This is a genomic window from Paraoerskovia sediminicola (genome assembly GCF_030296575.1).
Classification (GTDB): Bacteria; Actinomycetota; Actinomycetes; order Actinomycetales; family Cellulomonadaceae; genus Paraoerskovia; species Paraoerskovia sediminicola.
Map to the genome: position 1 here is coordinate 2874425 of NZ_AP027729.1, position 17090 is coordinate 2891514.

Sequence of the window (17090 nt, forward strand, 5' to 3'; positions counted from 1 at the left end):
CGGGGTGGTCAGCTCCGGACGAGGCGCGCGACGGCGTCCGCCGCTTCCTTGACCTTCGCGGCGCCCTCGGCCTCGGAGGACCGGGCGGCGTTCACGACGCAGTGGCCGAGGTGGTCCTCGACGAGGCCGATGCTCACGGCCTGCAGCGCCTTGGTGACGGCCGAGACCTGGGTGAGGACGTCGATGCAGTACACGTCGTCCTCGATCATCCGCGCGATACCGCGGACCTGACCCTCGATGCGGCGCATCCGCTTGAGGTACGCGTCCTTGTCGGCCGTGTAGCCGTGCGGCGGGTGCGGGGCCGCGCTGGTCGTGTCGTCGGTCATGGCCACTCCTCGTCAGATACCCCTGGTGGGTATCTGCAACATACCCACCAGGGGTATACGACGTCAAGACCCTCGACGTATTGATACAGCACTTGCTGTACTCTCGCGGTGTGACGACGACAGCGACACTCGCCCACGTCTCGGCGCTCGCCCGGTTCGGGTACGCGCTCTCGGACGAGACACGCGCGCGCATCCTTCTCGCCCTGCGCGAGGCGCCGTCCTACCCCTCGGACCTCGCCGACGCGCTCGGCGTGTCGCGGCAGGTGATGTCGAACCACCTCGCGTGCCTGCGGGGTTGCGGCCTGGTGGTCGCGGAACCGGACGGGCGGCGCAGCGCGTACCGGTTGGCCGACCCGCACCTCGCACCGGCGCTCGGCGCGGTGCTCGAGCTGGTGCTCACCGTCGACCCCGCGTGCTGCGGTCCTGAGGGGTGCGTCTGCTCATGACGTCGCTCCCGCTCGGCGCGCCGCCGATCACTCCCGGACGCCGCCTCGTGCTCGCGCGGCGGATCCGCTGGATCGTCGCCGGCACCATCGCCTACAACGTGGTCGAGGCCGTCGTCGCGCTCGCAGCGGGGACTCTCGCGTCGTCGTCCGCCCTGATCGGGTTCGGCCTCGACTCGATCGTCGAGGTGCTCTCGGCCGCGGCGGTGGCCTGGCAGTTCGCTGCACCCGACCCGGAGAAGCGTGAGCGGGTGGCGCTCCGCGTGATCGCGTTCTCGTTCTTCGCCCTCGCCGCCTACGTGACCGTCGACGCCGTCCGTGCGCTGCTCGGGGCGGCCGAGCCCGACCACTCGACCGTGGGGATCGTGCTCGCGGCCGTGAGCCTGGCGATCATGCCGCTGCTCTCCTGGTTCGAGCGACGCACGGGGCGCGAGCTGGGTTCCGCCTCCGCGGTCGCCGACTCGAAGCAGACGCTGATCTGCACGTACCTCTCGGCGGTGCTCCTCGTCGGGCTCGTGCTCAACAGCACCCTCGGCTGGACCTGGGCCGATCCCGTGGCGGCACTGGTCATCGCGGGACTCGCCGTGCGCGAGGGTCTCGAGGCCTGGCGCGGCGACGCCTGCTGCGCCCCGGCGTCGGTGCTCGTCGGGGCGGGGGAGCCGAGCGCGAGCGGCGGCTGCGGTGGCGCGTGCGGCGACGGGTGCTGCTCCGACCGTTGACCGGCTCGACGGCTTCCGCGACGGTGGTCCGTTCCGTGGGCCCGCCGGTACGTGCCGTTGACGGCGGCTGCTCGACGCCCTACCGTGATTCCACTTTGTAGTAATCAGATTTCACACAGTGGAAACAATCGGAACCAAGGAGTGTCATGACGGAACCCACGTCGTCCGCCCTGCGTCACGGTGACGCCGCACCTGCGCTCGAGCTCGTCGACCAGGACGGCGCCGCCGTCAGTCTCGCGGACTTCGCGGGCACGGGCGTCGTCGTCTACTTCTACCCGAAGGCCGCCACCCCGGGATGCACGACCGAGGCGTGCGACTTCCGTGACAGCCTCGCCTCGCTCCAGGGGCTGGGGTATGCCGTCGTGGGGGTCTCGCCCGACGCGCCCGAGGCGTTGACCGCGTTCGCCGGCGACCACAGCCTCGGGTTCCCGCTCCTCTCGGACCCGGACGGCACGGCTGCGCGCGCGTGGGGGCGTGGGCCGACGGCAAGATCTCCCGCTCGACCGTGGTCGTCGATGCCGGGGGCGACGTCGTCCTCGCGCAGTACGGCGTTGCCGCTCAGGGGCATGTCGCGGCGCTCCGCGACGCTCTCTCGCGGGACTCTTGACATGTGAGCCACCCCACTGCACACTTATTGCACATGCTGAAATAACAGTTCCACGATACGGAATCAGACGGACGCCCGGTACCGAGGGTCGTCTCGCCCCGTATAGCCGACACCGTGGATGCCAGCATCTTGTGAGCATGAGGTCACCATGCAGATCGAGGAGTTCAACACGCAGGACCGCGCGGCAGCCGTCGCGGCCGTCCGCCCGTGTCTCGACGTCGAGAGATGGGTCGACGAGGTCGTCGACGGGCGCCCGTACGCCGACGTCGAGGCCCTCGCCACGGCCGGCCAGAGCGCCGCGGCGCCCCTGCGGTCCGACGAGGTCGCCCAGGCGATGTCGCACCACCCGCGGATCGGCGACCGGCCGAGCGGGGACCACGCCGAGGCCGAGCACTCCCGCGCGGAGCAGGCCGGGGTCGGGGCCCTCGCCGACGACACCGCCGCCGCGCTGCGCCGCGGGAACCAGCAGTACGAGGAGAAGTTCGACCGGGTGTTCCTGATCCGGGCGGCGGGGCGGAGCGCGGACGAGATCCTCGCGTCGCTCACCGAACGGTTGCAGAACACCCCCGACCAGGAGGACGAGATCGTCGCGGACCAGCTCCGCCAGATCGCCGTCCTGCGACTGAGAGGGCTGATCGGATCATGAGCTCGAGCACCCGCCCGCACGTCACCGCCCACGTGCTCGACACCGCCGCCGGGACACCGGCCCGCGGGGTCGCCGTCAGGCTCGAGGCCCAGGGTCCCGAGCAGACGATCGACGGGACCACGACGGAGACGTGGCGCGTGGTCGCCACCTCCGCGACGAACGACGACGGCCGGGTCACGGACCTCGGCCCGCAGAGTCTCGACGCCGGCACGTACCGCCTGGTCTTCGGCACCGGTGACTACTTCGCCCGCACCGGCACCGACACGTACTTCCCGTTCGTGTCCGTCGCCTTCGTCGTCACCGACGACACCCACCACCACGTCCCGCTTCTCCTGAGCCCCTTCGCGCTCTCCAGCTACCGAGGAAGTTGAGCACCATGACTGCTACCACCACCAGCACGAACGCCTCGACCGGTACCACCGCGACCGGCAAGATCGTTCTCGGCGACAACCAGTACGGCAAGGCCGAGGTCCGCCTCGTCAAGGTCACCCGCGACACCGCGCGCCACTCGATCGAGGACCTCAACGTCACGTCGCAGCTGCGCGGCGACTTCGACGCCGCCCACACGGCCGGCGACAACGGCCACGTCGTGGCCACGGACACGCAGAAGAACACCGTCTACGGGTTCGCCCGCGACGGTGTCGGTGCCCCCGAGGAGTTCCTGCTCCGCCTCGCGAAGCACTTCACCGGCGAGTTCGACTGGGTCTCCGGCGGCCGCTGGGCCGCCGAGAAGTACTCCTGGGACCGCATCTCGGTCGACGGCCAGGAGCACGACCACTCGTTCGTCAAGGGCGGCACCGAGGTCCGCAACACCGTCGTCACCGTCGCCGGCGACACCACCACGGTCATCAGCGGCCTCAGCGACCTCACCGTCCTGAAGTCCACGGGCTCCGAGTTCCACGGGTTCCCGCGCGACCGCTTCACGACCCTCCCCGAGGCGACCGACCGCATCCTCGCGACCTCGGTCGCCGCCCGCTGGCGCTACACGTCCACCGACGTCGACTTCGACGGGGTGTACGACGACGTCCGCCGCCTCCTGCTCGAGGCGTTCGCCTCCAACCACAGCTACGCCCTGCAGCAGACGCTGTTCCAGATGGGCGAGGCCGTGCTCGAGGCCCACCCGGAGATCGAGGAGATCCGCTTCTCGATGCCGAACAAGCACCACTTCCTCGTCGACCTCGGCCCGTTCGAGCTCGACAACCCGGGCGAGGTCTTCTACGCCGCCGACCGTCCCTACGGACTCATCGAGGCGACCGTCCAGCGCGAGGGGACGACGCCGTCCGCCGCCTGGGAAGGCATCGCCGGCTTCTGCTGAGCCGGCCCCGCGAGGCGGGGCGGGACGTCGTCGGCAGCCTTGCCGGACGGCGTCCCGCCCGCCGGGACCGCACCTGATCGACCCCAGCTCGTCAGCTCCACCCCTCCCGGGCGCCCCCGCGCCCGAAACCCGGCCTGCAGCAGGTCACGTCGCACAGCCAGTCCCCACGCGGCGGACCGCGCCCCTGTCGGGCACCCGACCTGAAGGAACCTCACCACCACGGACACGTGCATGCACGCGGACGAAGGAGTCCACCCATGACCGCAGCACCCATGTCGAAGGCCTCGCAGCCGAGCCCGACGACCCGCCCCGAGGACGAACGGCTGTCGCTGTTCAGCACCGTCGCCTACGGCTTCCAGCACGTCCTGACCATGTACGGCGGGATCATCGCGCCGCCGCTGATCATCGGCACCGCCGCGGGTGTCAGCCCGGGCGACATCGGCCTGCTCATCGCCGCCTGCCTCTTCATGGGCGGGCTCGCCACCCTCCTCCAGACGCTCGGGGTGCCGTTCTTCGGGTCGCAGCTCCCGCTCGTCCAGGGGGTCTCGTTCGCCGGGGTCGCGACGATGCTGGCCATCGTCAGCGGCGGAGGAGGCCTGCCGGCCGTCTTCGGCGCCGTGATCGTCGCGTCCCTGATCGGCCTCGTGATCGCGCCCTTCTTCTCGAAGATCGTGCGGTTCTTCCCGCCGGTGGTCACCGGCGTCGTCATCACGACGATCGGGCTCACCCTGATCCCGGTCGCCGCCAACTGGGTCATGGGCGGCAACAGCTCCGCCGAGGACTACGGGAGCCCGCAGAACCTCGGCCTCGCTGCACTGACCCTGCTCACGGTGATCGTGCTCAGCAAGGTGGGCTCCGCGACGATCTCTCGGCTCTCGATCCTGCTCGCGATCGTCATCGGCACCGTCGCAGCGATGATCTTCGGCATGACGGACTTCTCGGCCGTCTCCGACGGCCCGACGTTCGCGTTCCCGACCCCGTTCCACTTCGGCGCCCCCGAGTTCCAGATCGCCGCGATCATCTCGATGACCATCGTGATCCTGGTGACGCTGACGGAGACGATGGCGGACATCATCGCGGTCGGTGAGATCACGGGGTCGAAGGTCGACCAGCGGCGGATCGCCGACGGCCTGCGCGCCGACATGCTCTCCAGCGCCGTCTCGCCGGTCTTCAACTCCTTCACCCAGAGCGCGTTCGCCCAGAACGTCGGGCTCGTCGCGGTCACCGGGGTCAAGAGCCGGTTCGTCGTCGCCGCCGGTGGCGGGATCCTCGTGGTGCTCGGCGTGCTGCCCGTGCTGGGCCGCGTCGTCACCGCGGTGCCGATGGCCGTGCTCGGCGGCGCCGGCATCGTCCTGTTCGGGACGGTCGCCGCGAGCGGCATCCGGACGCTCGCGAAGGTCGACTACCGCGGCAACATGAACCTCATCATCGTCGCGACGTCGATCGGGTTCGGCGTGCTGCCCGTCGTCAAGCCGGAGATCTACGACAAGTTCCCGGCCTGGTTCGAGATCATCTTCCACTCGGGGATCAGCTCGGCCGCGATCATGGCGATCCTGCTCAACCTCGTGTTCAACGTCTGGACCAAGGGGAACCCCGAGAACGCGTCGGTGTTCGTCGCCAGCGGGTCGCGGGTCGTGCGCCCCGAGGTGCTCGCCTCGCTCGCCGAGGGCGACCGGGTCCAGGACGGTTGCCTCGTCGACTGCGACGGCAAGCAGGTCCCGGTGGCCGAGGTGCCCGGCGCCGACGACCCGGCCGAGGTGGAGGACGCGGTCGCCGTCGAGCGGGAGGCGGAGGCTCGTCGGGAGCAGGGCAGCGGGTCGAGGGACCCGAGATAGCTACAGCCGCAACCGGAGCAGGGCGTCGACCGCGCGAGCGGTCGGCGCCCTGCGCCGTACGGACATGCGGGCGTGCGCGCTCAGCCGCGGCCCGCGAGCGGCATCCCGGCCGCGGACAGCTCGACGTGGCCGACGCTGACGCTGAGGGGGAGCCGGGCCATCGCGCAGATCGCGTCGGCCGCCACCTGGACGTCGAAGGTGGGTTCGGGCCGCCGGCTGCCGTCGGCCTGGAGCGCCCCGCCGTCGCCGGACGAGACGGTACCCACCGCCGCCGCGAGGTCGGTCGCGACGTTGCCGATGTCGATCTGCCCGCAGGTGATCCGGAACGGGCGGCCGTCGAGCTCCGTCGCCCGGGTCATCCCGGTCAGGGCGTGCTTGCTGGTCGCGTAGGCGATCGAGTGCGGGCGTGGGACGCGTGCGGAGACGGAACCGTTGTTGATGACCCGCCCGCCCTGCGGGTCCTGGTGCCGCATGACGCGGAACGCGGCGGCGGTGCAGAGCATCGCGCCGGTCACGTTGACGGCGAGCGTGGCGGCGAACGCGTCGGGATCGATCTCGTCGGGCGTGCCCGAGGGACCGAACGTCCCGGCGTTGTTGACCAGCACGTCGACGCGACCCCAGCGCGCGGTGACGGCGTCGAAGACCCGCGCGACGTCGTCCGGCACGGTGATGTCCGCGGGGACGACGAGCGCGTCCGGGTGATCGCCCGCGACCTCGACGAGCCGCTCGGGACGTCGGCCGACGAGGGCGACGCGGAGCCCGGCGTCGAGCATCGTGCGGACGGTCGCGGCACCGATCCCGGTCCCGGCGCCGGTGACGACGGCCACCAGCGGGGACTGCGCGGGGAGCGGCGGTCGTCCGTGGCGCCGGTGCGGCGGGTCTCGGCGGTCATCGGCGACGCCCCGCTCAGCCGGCGTTCATGCCGACGGCGATCGCCGCGCCGACCTCGCGGAGCATCGGGACCGCGCGCGTCCCGAACTCCTCGGTCACCCTGGACACGGGACCAGAGACGGACACCGCCGTGGGAACGGGTGTTCCCGGAACGGCCATGGCGTAGCAGCGGACGCCGACCTCCTGCTCCTGCTCGTCGATCGAGTAGCCCCGCTCCCGGATGAGCGCGAGCTCGTCGAGCAGCGCCTCGGGCGTGCCGATGCTGAACTCGGTGGGCGTCGGCATGCCGGTGCGCGCGACGATCGCGCGGACCTCGTCGTCGGGCAGGTCGGCCAGGAGCGCCTTGCCGACCCCCGTGTTGTGCAGCGGCGCGCGCCGCCCGACCTCGGTGAACATGCGCATCGAGTGGGCCGACGGCGCCTGCGCCACGTAGACCACCTGGTCGCCGTCGAGGGTCGCGAGGTTGGCGGACTCGCCCAGGGTCGTCACCAGCCGGCGGAGCTCGGGCAGCGCGAGGGTCCCGAGCTGGCGGTTCGCCTGCTCGCCGAGGCGGATCAGCCGGGGCCCCAGGGAGTACTGCCGGTTCGGGAGCTGGCGGGCGTAGCCGAGCGAGACGAGGGTCCGTAGGAGACGGTGGATCGTGGGCAGCGGAAGCGCGGTCGACGCGGCGAGCTCGCTGAGCGTCACTTCGCCGCCGGTGTCCGTGATCAGCTCGAGGATCTCGAACACCCGCTCGACGGACTGGACCCCGCCGGGGCTCTTGGTCGCCATCGTCGGCACCTTTCGTCGCGTAATTCCGTGATGTGAGAACAAACGTCCGCTCACGGTATCCGCACGGCGCACCGTGTCAACAGGCGATAGGTCTTGATCGCCTGACGGGCGCCGACGGATCTGCTCGGGGCGTTCCGGCCGGGTGGCCGGTGAGCGCTTGTCATTCCGCTCTGTAGAACATAGTATCCGACATACGGAAAACATGGTCGACGCGGCGCCGACACCGCCCAGCAGGCTCACTCCAGCCTCCTGACACGGACGATGCGGCGCCCGCGGACCTCGACGAGGAGGAAGCATGCCAACGAACAGCCCCGGCAACTCGATCACGCTGCGCATCGACGCGCGACCGAGCTTCACCGCAACGAGCGAGCTCACGCAGGCCGCAGCGGGCGCGAAGGCGGCCATCACGGCGCTCGACGTCGTCGAGTCCCGCCACGACACCATCACGGTCGACCTGACGTGCGACACCTCCGGACCCGAGCACGCAGAGCGCATCCGCGCCGCGATCGAGGAGATCGACGGCGCGTCCGTCCGGGCCGTCAGCGACCGGACCTTCCTCATGCACCTCGGTGGCAAGCTCGAGGTCAAGCCGAAGGCGCGGATCCGCAACCGCGACGACCTGTCCCGCGCGTACACGCCGGGCGTCGCCCGCGTGTGCATGGCGATCGCCGAGGACCCCTCGAACGCGCGCCGCCTGACGATCAAGCGCAACACCATCGCCGTCGTCACCGACGGCAGCGCGGTGCTCGGCCTCGGCAACATCGGCCCCGCAGCGGCGATGCCCGTCATGGAGGGCAAGGCCGTGCTGTTCAAGCAGTTCGCCGACGTCGACGCCTGGCCCGTCGCCCTCGACACGCAGGACACCGAGGAGATCATCGCGATCGTCAAGGCGCTCGCCCCCGGCTACGGCGGCGTGAACCTCGAGGACATCGCCGCCCCGCGGTGCTTCGAGATCGAGCGGCGGCTGCGCGAGGAGCTCGACATCCCGATCTTCCACGACGACCAGCACGGCACCGCGATCGTGACGCTCGCCGGCATCACGAACGCCCTGCGCGTGGTCGAGAAGGACCTCGCCGACGTGAAGATCGTGGTCGCGGGCGTCGGCGCCGCCGGCTCGGCGATCATCAGCCTCCTGCAGATCCAGGGCGCGAAGAACATCGTCGCCTGCGACCGCACGGGGGTCCTGGACCCGGACGAGACCTACGAGGACGCGCACCGCAACGAGCTCGCGGCCAGCACCAACCCGGAGGGCGTGCGCGGGTCTCTCCACGAGGCGATCGTCGGTGCCGATGTGTTCATCGGGGTCAGCGGGCCCAACATCCTCGGCGAGGAGCACATCGCCTCGATGGCGGACGGCGCGATCGTGTTCGCGATGGCGAACCCGACGCCGGAGGTCGACCCGCTGCTCGCGGCCAAGCACGCTGCGGTCGTCGCCACCGGTCGCAGCGACTTCCCGAACCAGATCAACAACGTCCTCGCGTTCCCCGGCATCTTCCGCGGCCTCCTCGACGCCGGCGTCAGCGACATCACCCCGGAGATGCTCGTCGCCGCCGCCGAGGCGATCGCGAACCGTGTCGCGCCGGACGAGCTGAACCCCAGCTTCATCATCCCCAGCGTGTTCGACGCGCAGGTCGCCTCCGACGTCGCGGGGGCGATCGTCCACGTGGTCGACCAGGCCCGAGCCGCCCAGAGCTCGCAGAACGCAGCGCACGAGACCTCGAAGGAGTCCTGATGACCATCTCTCACACCGCGTCCGACGTCGCCGGCGCCGACACGATCCTCACCGACGAGGCGCTCGCCTTCGTCGAGGGGCTGCACACCAGGTTCGCGGCCCGCCGTGACGAGCTGCTCGCCGCCCGCACGGAGCGACGCGCGCGTGTCGCGGCGGGGGAGAAGCTCGACTTCCTCCCCGAGACGGCCGACGTCCGCGCCGGCGACTGGACCGTGGCGCCCGCTCCGGCGGCCCTGCGCGACCGCCGCGTCGAGATGACCGGCCCGGCCGCCCCGGCGAAGATGGCGATCAACGCCCTCAACTCGGGCGCCAAGGTCTGGCTCGCCGACCTCGAGGACGCCAGCAGCCCGACGTGGAAGAACGTCGTCGAGTCGCAGGTGAACCTCGCGGGCGCCGCGCGCGGGTCGCTCGCCTTCACGTCGCCCGAGGGCAAGCAGTACGCGCTGCGCGAGGACGCCCCGCTGTCGCTGCCCGTCGTCCGACCCCGCGGGTGGCACCTCGACGACGCGAACGTGACCGTCGACGGCAAGCCTGCCGTCGGGGCGTTCGTCGACTTCGGCCTGCACTTCTTCCACAACGCGAGCCTGCTCGCCGAGAACGGGCAGGGCCCGTTCTACTACCTGCCGAAGACCGAGAGCCACCTCGAGGCACGCCTGTGGAACGACGTGTTCGTGCACGCCCAGGACGCGCTCGGCGTCCCGCAGGGCACCGTCCGCGCGACCGTTCTCATCGAGACGATCCCGGCCGCGTTCGAGATGGACGAGATCCTCTACGAGCTGCGCGACCACGCGTCGGGTCTCAACGCCGGGCGCTGGGACTACCTGTTCAGCATCGTCAAGTACTTCCGCGACGCCGGCGAGGAGTTCGTGCTGCCGGACCGCGGCAGCATCACGATGACCGCGCCGTTCATGCGCGCGTACACGGAGCTCCTGGTCAAGACCTGTCACGCCCGGGGCGCGTTCGCGATGGGCGGCATGGCCGCCGTGATCCCGAACCGTCGCGAGCCCGAGGTCACCGCCCAGGCGTTCGCCAAGGTCCGCGCCGACAAGCGCCGCGAGGCGTCCGACGGGTTCGACGGCTCGTGGGTCGCGCACCCCGACCTGGTGCCGACCTGCCAGGAGGTCTTCGACGACGTCCTGGGCGAGCGGCAGAACCAGCTCGACGTGCAGCGACCCGAGGTCGAGGTCACCGCGGCCCAGCTGCTCGACGTCTCGTCCGCGACCGGCGACGTCACCGAGGCCGGCCTGCGATCCAACCTCTACGTCGCGGTCGCGTACACCGCCGTCTGGCTCTCGGGCAACGGTGCCGTGGCGATACACAACCTCATGGAGGACGCGGCGACCGCCGAGATCTCGCGCTCGCAGGTCTGGCAGCAGGTCCACGGCGCCGTCACCCTCGCCGACACCGGTCGCACGGTCACCGTCGACCTGGTCCGCGAGATCCTCGGCGAGGAGGTCGAGCGGCTGCGCGGCGAGGTCCCCGCCGAGGCGTTCGAGAACCACTACGTGCCGGCGGCCCGCCTCGTCGACGAGCTCTGCACGGCCGAGGAGTACGTGGACTTCCTCACGCTCCCGGCGTACGAGCTCATGGGCGCCCGGTGACGGCGGTGCAGGACGACGTCGCGTCGGTCGGCAGTGCCGGTCCGGTCGCCGCGGGTGTCCTGACGGAGGCCGACCTCGCCGCCGCGGACGCGTCGCTCGCCGGCACCGACGAGCTGCTCGCGACGGCGTACCCGGGCGACAGCTCGGCGCGCCAGCCCGTGCACACGGTGTACGTGCCGGGGGACCGGTACCTGCCGTCGCTGCCGAACGAGTGGGCCGAGGTCGCCCGCGCGGCGGTCGTCTCGGCCGGCGGGTTCGACGCGGTCTGCGAGGTCGCCGGTCTCGCGCCGGCCCTCGTGGCCGAGGTCGCGCCGCGCGTCGCGGCGAAGCTCGCCGCCGAGCCCGTCGAGGACCTGCGTCTCGACTTCGAGGACGGGTACGGCGACCGCGGGGACGAGGCCGAGGACCGCGACGTCCTCGCCGCGGCCGCGCACGTCGTCACCGCCGTCCGGGACGGGGTCGCGCCCCCATTCGTCGGCATCAGGTTCAAGTGCTTCGAGGCGCCGACCCGCCGCCGTGGTCTGCGCACGCTCGACCTGTTCGTCGCGGGCCTGGTCTCGGGCCTCGGCGCCGACGGGCTGCCCGACGGCCTCGTGCTCACGCTCCCGAAGGTCACCACGGTCGACCAGGTCGACACGATGATCACGGTCTGCGAGAAGCTCGAGGTGCGTCACGGGCTGGTCCCCGGCCGTCTGCGGTTCGAGGTGCAGATGGAGACCCCGCAGCTGGTCCTCGCGGCCGACGGGACCGTCCCCGTCGCCCAGGTGCTGCACCGTGCCGCGGGTCGGGTCAGCGCGCTGCACTACGGCACGTACGACTACAGCGCGTCGCTGCAGATCTCCGCCCAGCACCAGTCGATGGAGCACCCGGCCGCCGACCATGCGAAGCAGGTCATGCAGGTCGCGGTCGCCGGCACGGGCGTCAACCTCTCCGACGGGTCGACCAACGTCGTCCCGGTGGGGGAGCCGGACGACGTCCGGTCGGCGTGGGCGCTCCACGCCCGCCTGGTCGGGCGCTCGCTCGCGAACGGGTACTACCAGGGGTGGGACCTGCACCCGGCGCAGCTCCCCACGCGGTTCGCCGCGACGTACGCGTTCTACCGGTCGGGGTTCGCCGCGGCCGCGAAGCGCCTGCACGACTACACCCACCAGGTCGAGGGCGGCGTCATGGACGAGCCCGCGACCGCCCGGGCGCTCGCCCGGTTCGTCGCCCGGGGACTCGCCTGCGGGGCGATCGACGACGCCGAGGTCCGGCGGGACGCGGGCCTCGACGTCCCGGCGCTGCGGGAGCTGGCCTTCCCGGCCCGACCCGCGGCTGTATCCGCCGCGCCGACCGCCGGGGCGACGGGTCCCCGCCCGGCCGCCGGGACGCCGTCCGACACCACCAGCACGACCCGGACCGACCAGAAGCCGACCGACCAGCAAGGAGCGAGCTCGTGACCGCACCGACGTACTACGCACCCACCGGGGGTCTGCCCGACCAGACCGAGCTGCTCACCGATCGGGCCGTCGTCAAGGAGGCCTACACGGTCATCCCCAAGGGGGTGCTGCGGGACATCGTCACCAGCAACCTCCCGGGGTGGACGGCGACGCGCACCTGGGTGCTCGCGCGCCCCGTCGAGGGCTTCGCGACGACGTTCGCGCAGTACATCGTCGAGGTCTCCCCGGGCGGGGGCAGCGAGAAGCCCGAGCCGGAGGTCGCCGTGCAGTCGGTCGTGTTCCTGCTCTCCGGGACGCTCGAGCTCACGCTGCAGGGGGAGTCGCACCACCTGGAGGCCGGGTCCTACGTGTACGTCCCGGCGGGTGCCACCTGGACCCTGCGCAACGACGGCGACGTGCCGGCCGCGTTCCAGTGGGTCCGCAAGGAGTACGAGCCCGTCGAGGGGTACGACACCCCCGCCGCGTTCGTCACCCACGACCGCGACGTCGAGGGCAAGGAGATGGTCGGCACGAACGGGGCCTGGAAGACGCAGCGCTTCGCCGACCCCGACGACCTCGCGCACGACATGCACGTCAACATCGTGAGCTTCGAGCCGGGCGGCAAGATCCCGTTCGCCGAGACGCACATCATGGAGCACGGCATCTACGTGCTCGAGGGCACGGCCGTCTACCGGCTCAACGACGACTGGGTCGAGGTCGAGGCCGGGGACTTCATGTGGCTGCGGGCGTTCTGCCCGCAGGCCTGCTACGCCGGCGGGCCGGGGCGGTTCCGCTACCTGCTCTACAAGGACGTCAACCGCCAGGTGCGGCTCACGCGCCGCTGACCTCGCCTCTCGCGCGCCTCGTCCGGATGCGCCACCCGCGCCGTCCTCGCCCTCTCCGGGCGGGGGCGGCGCGTCGTCGTTCTCGGCCGCTGGCCTGCACGAGGTCGACATTCGCGGGGTCTGCGCGGCCCGAGGGCCCCGCGAACGTCCGACTCGGCGCGCGCGACCGCGGAGCCCGACGGCCGGAGGTGTTGACGGGACCCGACATCGGGCCTAGGATTTTCATCAGACAGAAGTTAGTTTCCACGAAGCGGAATCAACCGGCCGATGAGGCCGACGGAGACGCTGATCCAGACTCGCTGAGGAGCCGAAGATGTCGTACACCGTGAACTGCTCGATCCTCCTGACCGATCTGCCCATGCTCGAGCGCCCCGCCGCGGCCCGCGCCGCTGGCTTCACCCAGGTCGAGTTCTGGTGGCCGTTCGCCGAGTCGGTGCCCTCGGACGCCGACGTCACCGCCTTCGAGCGCGCGATCACCGACGCCGGCGTGCAGCTCACTGGCCTCAACTTCGACGCCGGGAACATGCCGGCCGGCGACCGCGGCCTGCTGTCGTCGCCCGCGACCAGCGCGCGGTTCCGCGACAACATCGACGTCGTCGCCGGCATCGGCGAACGTCTCGGGTGCCGCGCCTTCAACGCGCTCTACGGGAACCGGGACGACGCGTTCACACCCGAGGAGCAGGACGACGTCGCGGCCCAGAACCTGGCGCTCGCCGCCGCGGGGGTCGGGCGCATCGGCGGGACCGTGCTGCTGGAGCCCGTCAGCGGCGCACCGCGCTACCCGCTCCTGACGGCCGCGGATGCCCTCGGCGTCATCGACCGGGTCCGTGCCGAGTGCGGCGCGACCAACATCGAGCTCCTCGCGGACTTCTACCATCTGGCCGTCAACGGTGACGACGTCGCCACCGTGATAGAGGCGCACGCCGCCGGCTTCGGCCACATCCAGATCGCCGACGCCCCCGGTCGGGGCGAGCCGGGCACCGGCGACCTGCCGCTCGCCGCGTGGCTCGACCGCAGCGCCGCACTCGGCTACGCGGGCACCGTCGGCCTCGAGTACAAGACCAGCGCGGCCGACCCGTTCGCCTGGCTCCCCGCCGAGCAGCGCGCCGGCACGCCGACCAGCGCGCCGACCAGCACGCCGACCAGCCCAGCCACGACCCGCGCCTGACCGGCCGACCCGGCCCCACGCACCAGACCCCAGACCTGCAGCACGCTCGTTCGAAGGAGAACACCATGGCCAACGTCACCGTCATCGGACTCGGCATCATGGGCCTGCCCATGGCCCGCAACCTCGTCGACGCCGGGCACACCGTCACCGGCTTCAACCGCTCGTCGGCCGCGACCGAGAAGCTCGCCGCACACGGCGGGCGCGCTGCGACGAGCATCGCGGACGCGGTCTCCGGCGCCGAGGTCGTCATCACGATGGTCCCGGACTCGCCCGACGTCGAGGCCGTCGTGCTCGGCGAGGACGGCGTCTTCGCGAACGCACCGCAGGGCGTCCTGTGGGTCGACGCCAGCACGATCCGCCCGGACGTGAGCGTGCGCCTCGCCGCCGCGGCCGCCGAGGCCGGCGTGCGTGCCGTCGACGCCCCCGTCTCGGGCGGCGAGCAGGGCGCGATCGAGGGGATCCTGTCGATCATGGTCGGTGGTGCCGCCGAGGACGTCGAGGCGGCGCGCCCCGTGCTCGAGGCGGTCGGCAAGACGGTCGTCCACGTCGGCCCCGCGGGTTCCGGGCAGACCGTGAAGGCCGCGAACCAGCTGATCGTCGCGGGCACCATCGAGCTCGTCGCCGAGGCCCTCGTGTTCCTCGAGGCGCACGGCGTCGACACCGCCGCCGCGATCGAGGTCCTCGCCGGCGGGCTCGCCGGCAACCGGATCCTCGACCGCAAGGCCGCCGGCATGGCGGCCCGCAGCTTCGAGCCGGGTTTCCGGGTCGACCTGCACCACAAGGACCTCGGCATCGTCACGGCTGCGGCCCGCGAGGCCGGCGTCGCGATCCCGCTCGGCGCGATGACCGCCCAGCTCATGGGCGCGCTGCGTGCGGAGGGCCACGGGAACCTCGACCACTCCGCCCTCCTGCTGCTCGTGGAGCAGCTCTCGGGCCGCGGCTCGACCACGACGAACGACTGACCCACCCGGACCACAGGACAGGAGCAGGAGCATGGCGAAGATGCGCACCGTGGACGCCGCGGTGAAGATTCTCGAGATCGAGGGCGCGACCGAGGCCTTCGGGCTGCCGGGCGCGGCCATCAACCCCTTCTACTCGGCGATGCGCGCCCACGGCGGGATCCGCCACACGCTCGCCCGCCACGTCGAGGGTGCCTCTCACATGGCTGACGGCTACAGCCGTTCGGCCCCGGGCAACATCGGCATCTGCATCGGCACGTCGGGGCCCGCGGGCACCGACATGATCACGGGCCTCTACGCCGCGGCCGCGGACTCGGTGCCGATCCTGTGCATCACCGGGCAGGCCCCGGTGGCGAAGCTCCACAAGGAGGACTTCCAGGCCGTCGACATCGAGTCGATCGCGAAGCCGCTGACCAAGATGGCTATGACGGTCCTCGAGCCCGCGCAGGTGCCGGGCGCGTTCGCCAAGGCCTTCCAGCTCATGCGCTCGGGTCGTCCGGGCCCCGTGCTGCTCGACCTGCCGATGGACGTGCAGCTCGCCGAGATCGAGTTCGACCCCGAGGCGTACGAGCCGCTGCCGGTCGAGAAGCCGCGGGCGAGCGAGCGGCAGGCCGCGAAGGCGCTCGACATGCTGCTCGCCGCGGACCGCCCGCTGATCGTCGCGGGCGGCGGCATCATCAACGCCGACGCCTCGGACAAGCTCGTCGAGCTGGCCGAGCTGCTCGACGTGCCCGTGATCCCGACCCTGATGGGCTGGGGCGTCATCCCCGACGACCACCCGCTGATGGCCGGCATGGTGGGCCTGCAGACCTCGCACCGCTACGGCAACGCGACGATGCTCGCCTCGGACTTCGTCCTCGGCATCGGCAACCGGTGGGCGAACCGCCACACCGGCAGCGTGGCGACGTACACGGAGGGACGGAAGTTCGTCCACGTCGACATCGAGCCGACCCAGATCGGCCGCGTGTTCTCGCCGGACCTCGGCATCACGTCCGACGCCGGTGCGTTCCTCGACGTGATGCTCGAGGTGGCGCGCCGCCGCCGCGACGCGGACGGCCTCAAGGACTACTCGCTGTGGGTCGCCGACTGTGCGCAGCGCAAGGGCCAGATGCACCGCAAGACGCACTTCGAGGTGCAGCCGATCAAGCCGCAGCGCGTGTACGAGGAGATGAACAAGGCGTTCGGCGAGGACACGACGTACGTGTCGACGATCGGCCTGTCGCAGATCGCGGGCGCGCAGATGCTCCACGTGTATGGCCCGCGCCGGTGGATCAACGCCGGTCAGGCCGGGCCGCTCGGCTGGACGGTCCCGGCCGCGCTCGGGGTGGTGCGCGGCAAGCCCGGCGCGAACGTCGTGGCGCTCTCGGGCGACTACGACTTCCAGTTCATGATCGAGGAGCTCGCGGTCGGGGCGCAGTTCAACCTGCCGTACGTGCACGTCGTGGTGAACAACTCGTACCTCGGGCTGATCCGGCAGTCGCAGCGCGGGTTCAAGATGGAGCAGGACGTGTCCCTCGCGTTCGAGAACATCAACTCGCCGGAGACCAACGGCTACGGCGTGGACCACGTCAAGGTGGCCGAGGGCCTGGGCTGCAAGGCCGTGCGCGTCGAGGACCCGGAGCAGATCTCCGCCGGCCTCGCCGAGGCGAGGCAGCTCGCCGAGACCCATCAGGTGCCGGTGATCGTCGAGGTGATCCTCGAGCGCGTCACGAACATCTCGATGGGCACGGAGATCGACAACGTGGTCGAGTTCGAGGACCTCGCCGAGCGTGGTGCCGACGCGCCGACCGCGACGATCGCCCTGCTGGACTGAC

The 17090-nt window shown here is 71.4% G+C and carries 17 protein-coding genes and 1 pseudogene; 14 read left to right on the forward strand and 4 right to left on the reverse strand.

Translation table 11 applies throughout. From position 1 onward, the window contains the following. Positions 1-8: 8 nt before the first annotated feature. Positions 9-326: a metal-sensitive transcriptional regulator gene (locus QUE47_RS13275; RefSeq protein ID WP_286217675.1), complete on the reverse strand. Its 318-nt coding sequence runs from the start codon at positions 324-326 to the stop codon at positions 9-11. 110 nt (positions 327-436) lie between these two features. Here QUE47_RS13275 and QUE47_RS13280 point away from each other — a divergent pair, with 110 nt between their 5' ends. The 7 genes and pseudogenes from QUE47_RS13280 to QUE47_RS13310 all read left to right on the forward strand — a co-directional run bounded on the left by QUE47_RS13280 (position 437) and on the right by QUE47_RS13310 (position 5891). Next, entirely contained in the window at positions 437-772 is a 336-nt protein-coding gene (locus QUE47_RS13280; RefSeq protein ID WP_286217676.1) for an ArsR/SmtB family transcription factor, read from the forward strand. Next, positions 769-1488 (forward strand): cation diffusion facilitator family transporter, encoded by a 720-nt coding sequence (locus tag QUE47_RS13285; RefSeq protein WP_286217677.1) that lies wholly within the window; start codon positions 769-771, stop codon positions 1486-1488. The genes QUE47_RS13280 and QUE47_RS13285 overlap by 4 nt, the downstream gene beginning before the upstream one ends. A 146-nt stretch (positions 1489-1634) precedes the next feature. Next, positions 1635-2095: pseudogene (locus tag QUE47_RS13290) on the forward strand (peroxiredoxin). 148 nt (positions 2096-2243) lie between these two features. After that, on the forward strand, positions 2244-2741 hold the full coding sequence (uraD, locus tag QUE47_RS13295; RefSeq protein WP_286217678.1) for a 2-oxo-4-hydroxy-4-carboxy-5-ureidoimidazoline decarboxylase: 498 nt from the start codon (positions 2244-2246) through the stop codon (positions 2739-2741). Further along, complete coding sequence (gene uraH / locus QUE47_RS13300; protein ID WP_286217679.1) at positions 2738-3112, forward strand: hydroxyisourate hydrolase; 375 nt, start codon at positions 2738-2740, stop codon at positions 3110-3112. Before uraD ends, uraH begins: the two co-directional genes overlap by 4 nt. 5 nt (positions 3113-3117) lie before the next feature. Next, entirely contained in the window at positions 3118-4056 is a 939-nt protein-coding gene (gene pucL, locus QUE47_RS13305) for a factor-independent urate hydroxylase (protein ID WP_286217680.1), read from the forward strand. Positions 4057-4313: 257 nt separating this feature from the next. Continuing rightward, the gene (locus QUE47_RS13310) at positions 4314-5891 is read left to right on the forward strand and encodes a nucleobase:cation symporter-2 family protein (protein ID WP_286217681.1); all 1578 of its coding nucleotides are present in this window, start codon (positions 4314-4316) and stop codon (positions 5889-5891) included. Positions 5892-5971: 80 nt separating this feature from the next. On the opposite strand, the gene QUE47_RS13315 is transcribed toward QUE47_RS13310, so the two are convergent. The 3 genes from QUE47_RS13315 to QUE47_RS16960 all read right to left on the reverse strand — a co-directional run bounded on the left by QUE47_RS13315 (position 5972) and on the right by QUE47_RS16960 (position 7855). Then, entirely contained in the window at positions 5972-6664 is a 693-nt protein-coding gene (locus tag QUE47_RS13315) for an SDR family oxidoreductase (RefSeq protein WP_286219510.1), read from the reverse strand. 133 nt (positions 6665-6797) lie between these two features. Then, the gene (locus QUE47_RS13320; RefSeq protein ID WP_286217682.1) at positions 6798-7553 is read right to left on the reverse strand and encodes an IclR family transcriptional regulator; all 756 of its coding nucleotides are present in this window, start codon (positions 7551-7553) and stop codon (positions 6798-6800) included. A 236-nt stretch (positions 7554-7789) separates the two neighbouring features. Further along, complete coding sequence (locus tag QUE47_RS16960) at positions 7790-7855, reverse strand: hypothetical protein (protein WP_350227755.1); 66 nt, start codon at positions 7853-7855, stop codon at positions 7790-7792. Between QUE47_RS16960 and QUE47_RS13325 the strand changes: the two genes are divergently transcribed. From QUE47_RS13325 to gcl, 7 genes are all read left to right on the forward strand, one after another. Continuing rightward, entirely contained in the window at positions 7849-9285 is a 1437-nt protein-coding gene (locus QUE47_RS13325) for an NAD-dependent malic enzyme (RefSeq protein ID WP_286217683.1), read from the forward strand. The two genes, QUE47_RS16960 and QUE47_RS13325, sit on opposite strands and share 7 nt — an antisense overlap. After that, on the forward strand, positions 9285-10886 hold the full coding sequence (aceB, locus tag QUE47_RS13330) for a malate synthase A (RefSeq protein ID WP_286217684.1): 1602 nt from the start codon (positions 9285-9287) through the stop codon (positions 10884-10886). Before QUE47_RS13325 ends, aceB begins: the two co-directional genes overlap by 1 nt. 5 nt (positions 10887-10891) lie before the next feature. Then, positions 10892-12325, forward strand: a complete 1434-nt coding sequence (locus QUE47_RS13335) for a DUF6986 family protein (protein WP_286217685.1) — start codon at positions 10892-10894, stop codon at positions 12323-12325. Beyond that, complete coding sequence (locus QUE47_RS13340; protein WP_286217686.1) at positions 12322-13149, forward strand: bifunctional allantoicase/(S)-ureidoglycine aminohydrolase; 828 nt, start codon at positions 12322-12324, stop codon at positions 13147-13149. The genes QUE47_RS13335 and QUE47_RS13340 overlap by 4 nt, the downstream gene beginning before the upstream one ends. 313 nt (positions 13150-13462) lie before the next feature. Then, entirely contained in the window at positions 13463-14317 is an 855-nt protein-coding gene (locus QUE47_RS13345; RefSeq protein ID WP_286217687.1) for a hydroxypyruvate isomerase family protein, read from the forward strand. Positions 14318-14382: 65 nt separating this feature from the next. After that, positions 14383-15279, forward strand: coding sequence for a 2-hydroxy-3-oxopropionate reductase (locus QUE47_RS13350; protein ID WP_286217688.1), 897 nt, complete (start codon positions 14383-14385; stop codon positions 15277-15279). 31 nt (positions 15280-15310) lie between these two features. Continuing rightward, positions 15311-17089: a glyoxylate carboligase gene (gene gcl, locus QUE47_RS13355; protein ID WP_286217689.1), complete on the forward strand. Its 1779-nt coding sequence runs from the start codon at positions 15311-15313 to the stop codon at positions 17087-17089. Position 17090 lies beyond the last annotated feature (1 nt).

Excerpts from the sequence above, each read along its gene's own strand:
- gcl (WP_286217689.1), top strand. The coding sequence starts at position 15,311 with ATGGCGAAGATGCGCACCGTGGACGCCGCGGTGAAGATTCTCGAGATC.
- QUE47_RS13345 (WP_286217687.1), top strand. The coding sequence starts at position 13,463 with ATGTCGTACACCGTGAACTGCTCGATCCTCCTGACCGATCTGCCCATG.
- QUE47_RS13315 (WP_286219510.1), bottom strand. The coding sequence starts at position 6,664 with ATGCTCGACGCCGGGCTCCGCGTCGCCCTCGTCGGCCGACGTCCCGAG.
- QUE47_RS13350 (WP_286217688.1), top strand. The coding sequence starts at position 14,383 with ATGGCCAACGTCACCGTCATCGGACTCGGCATCATGGGCCTGCCCATG.
- uraH (WP_286217679.1), top strand. The coding sequence starts at position 2,738 with ATGAGCTCGAGCACCCGCCCGCACGTCACCGCCCACGTGCTCGACACC.
- uraD (WP_286217678.1), top strand. The coding sequence starts at position 2,244 with ATGCAGATCGAGGAGTTCAACACGCAGGACCGCGCGGCAGCCGTCGCG.
- QUE47_RS13285 (WP_286217677.1), top strand. The coding sequence starts at position 769 with ATGACGTCGCTCCCGCTCGGCGCGCCGCCGATCACTCCCGGACGCCGC.
- pucL (WP_286217680.1), top strand. The coding sequence starts at position 3,118 with ATGACTGCTACCACCACCAGCACGAACGCCTCGACCGGTACCACCGCG.
- QUE47_RS13310 (WP_286217681.1), top strand. The coding sequence starts at position 4,314 with ATGACCGCAGCACCCATGTCGAAGGCCTCGCAGCCGAGCCCGACGACC.
- QUE47_RS13325 (WP_286217683.1), top strand. The coding sequence starts at position 7,849 with ATGCCAACGAACAGCCCCGGCAACTCGATCACGCTGCGCATCGACGCG.
- aceB (WP_286217684.1), top strand. The coding sequence starts at position 9,285 with ATGACCATCTCTCACACCGCGTCCGACGTCGCCGGCGCCGACACGATC.
- QUE47_RS13320 (WP_286217682.1), bottom strand. The coding sequence starts at position 7,553 with ATGGCGACCAAGAGCCCCGGCGGGGTCCAGTCCGTCGAGCGGGTGTTC.
- QUE47_RS13275 (WP_286217675.1), bottom strand. The coding sequence starts at position 326 with ATGACCGACGACACGACCAGCGCGGCCCCGCACCCGCCGCACGGCTAC.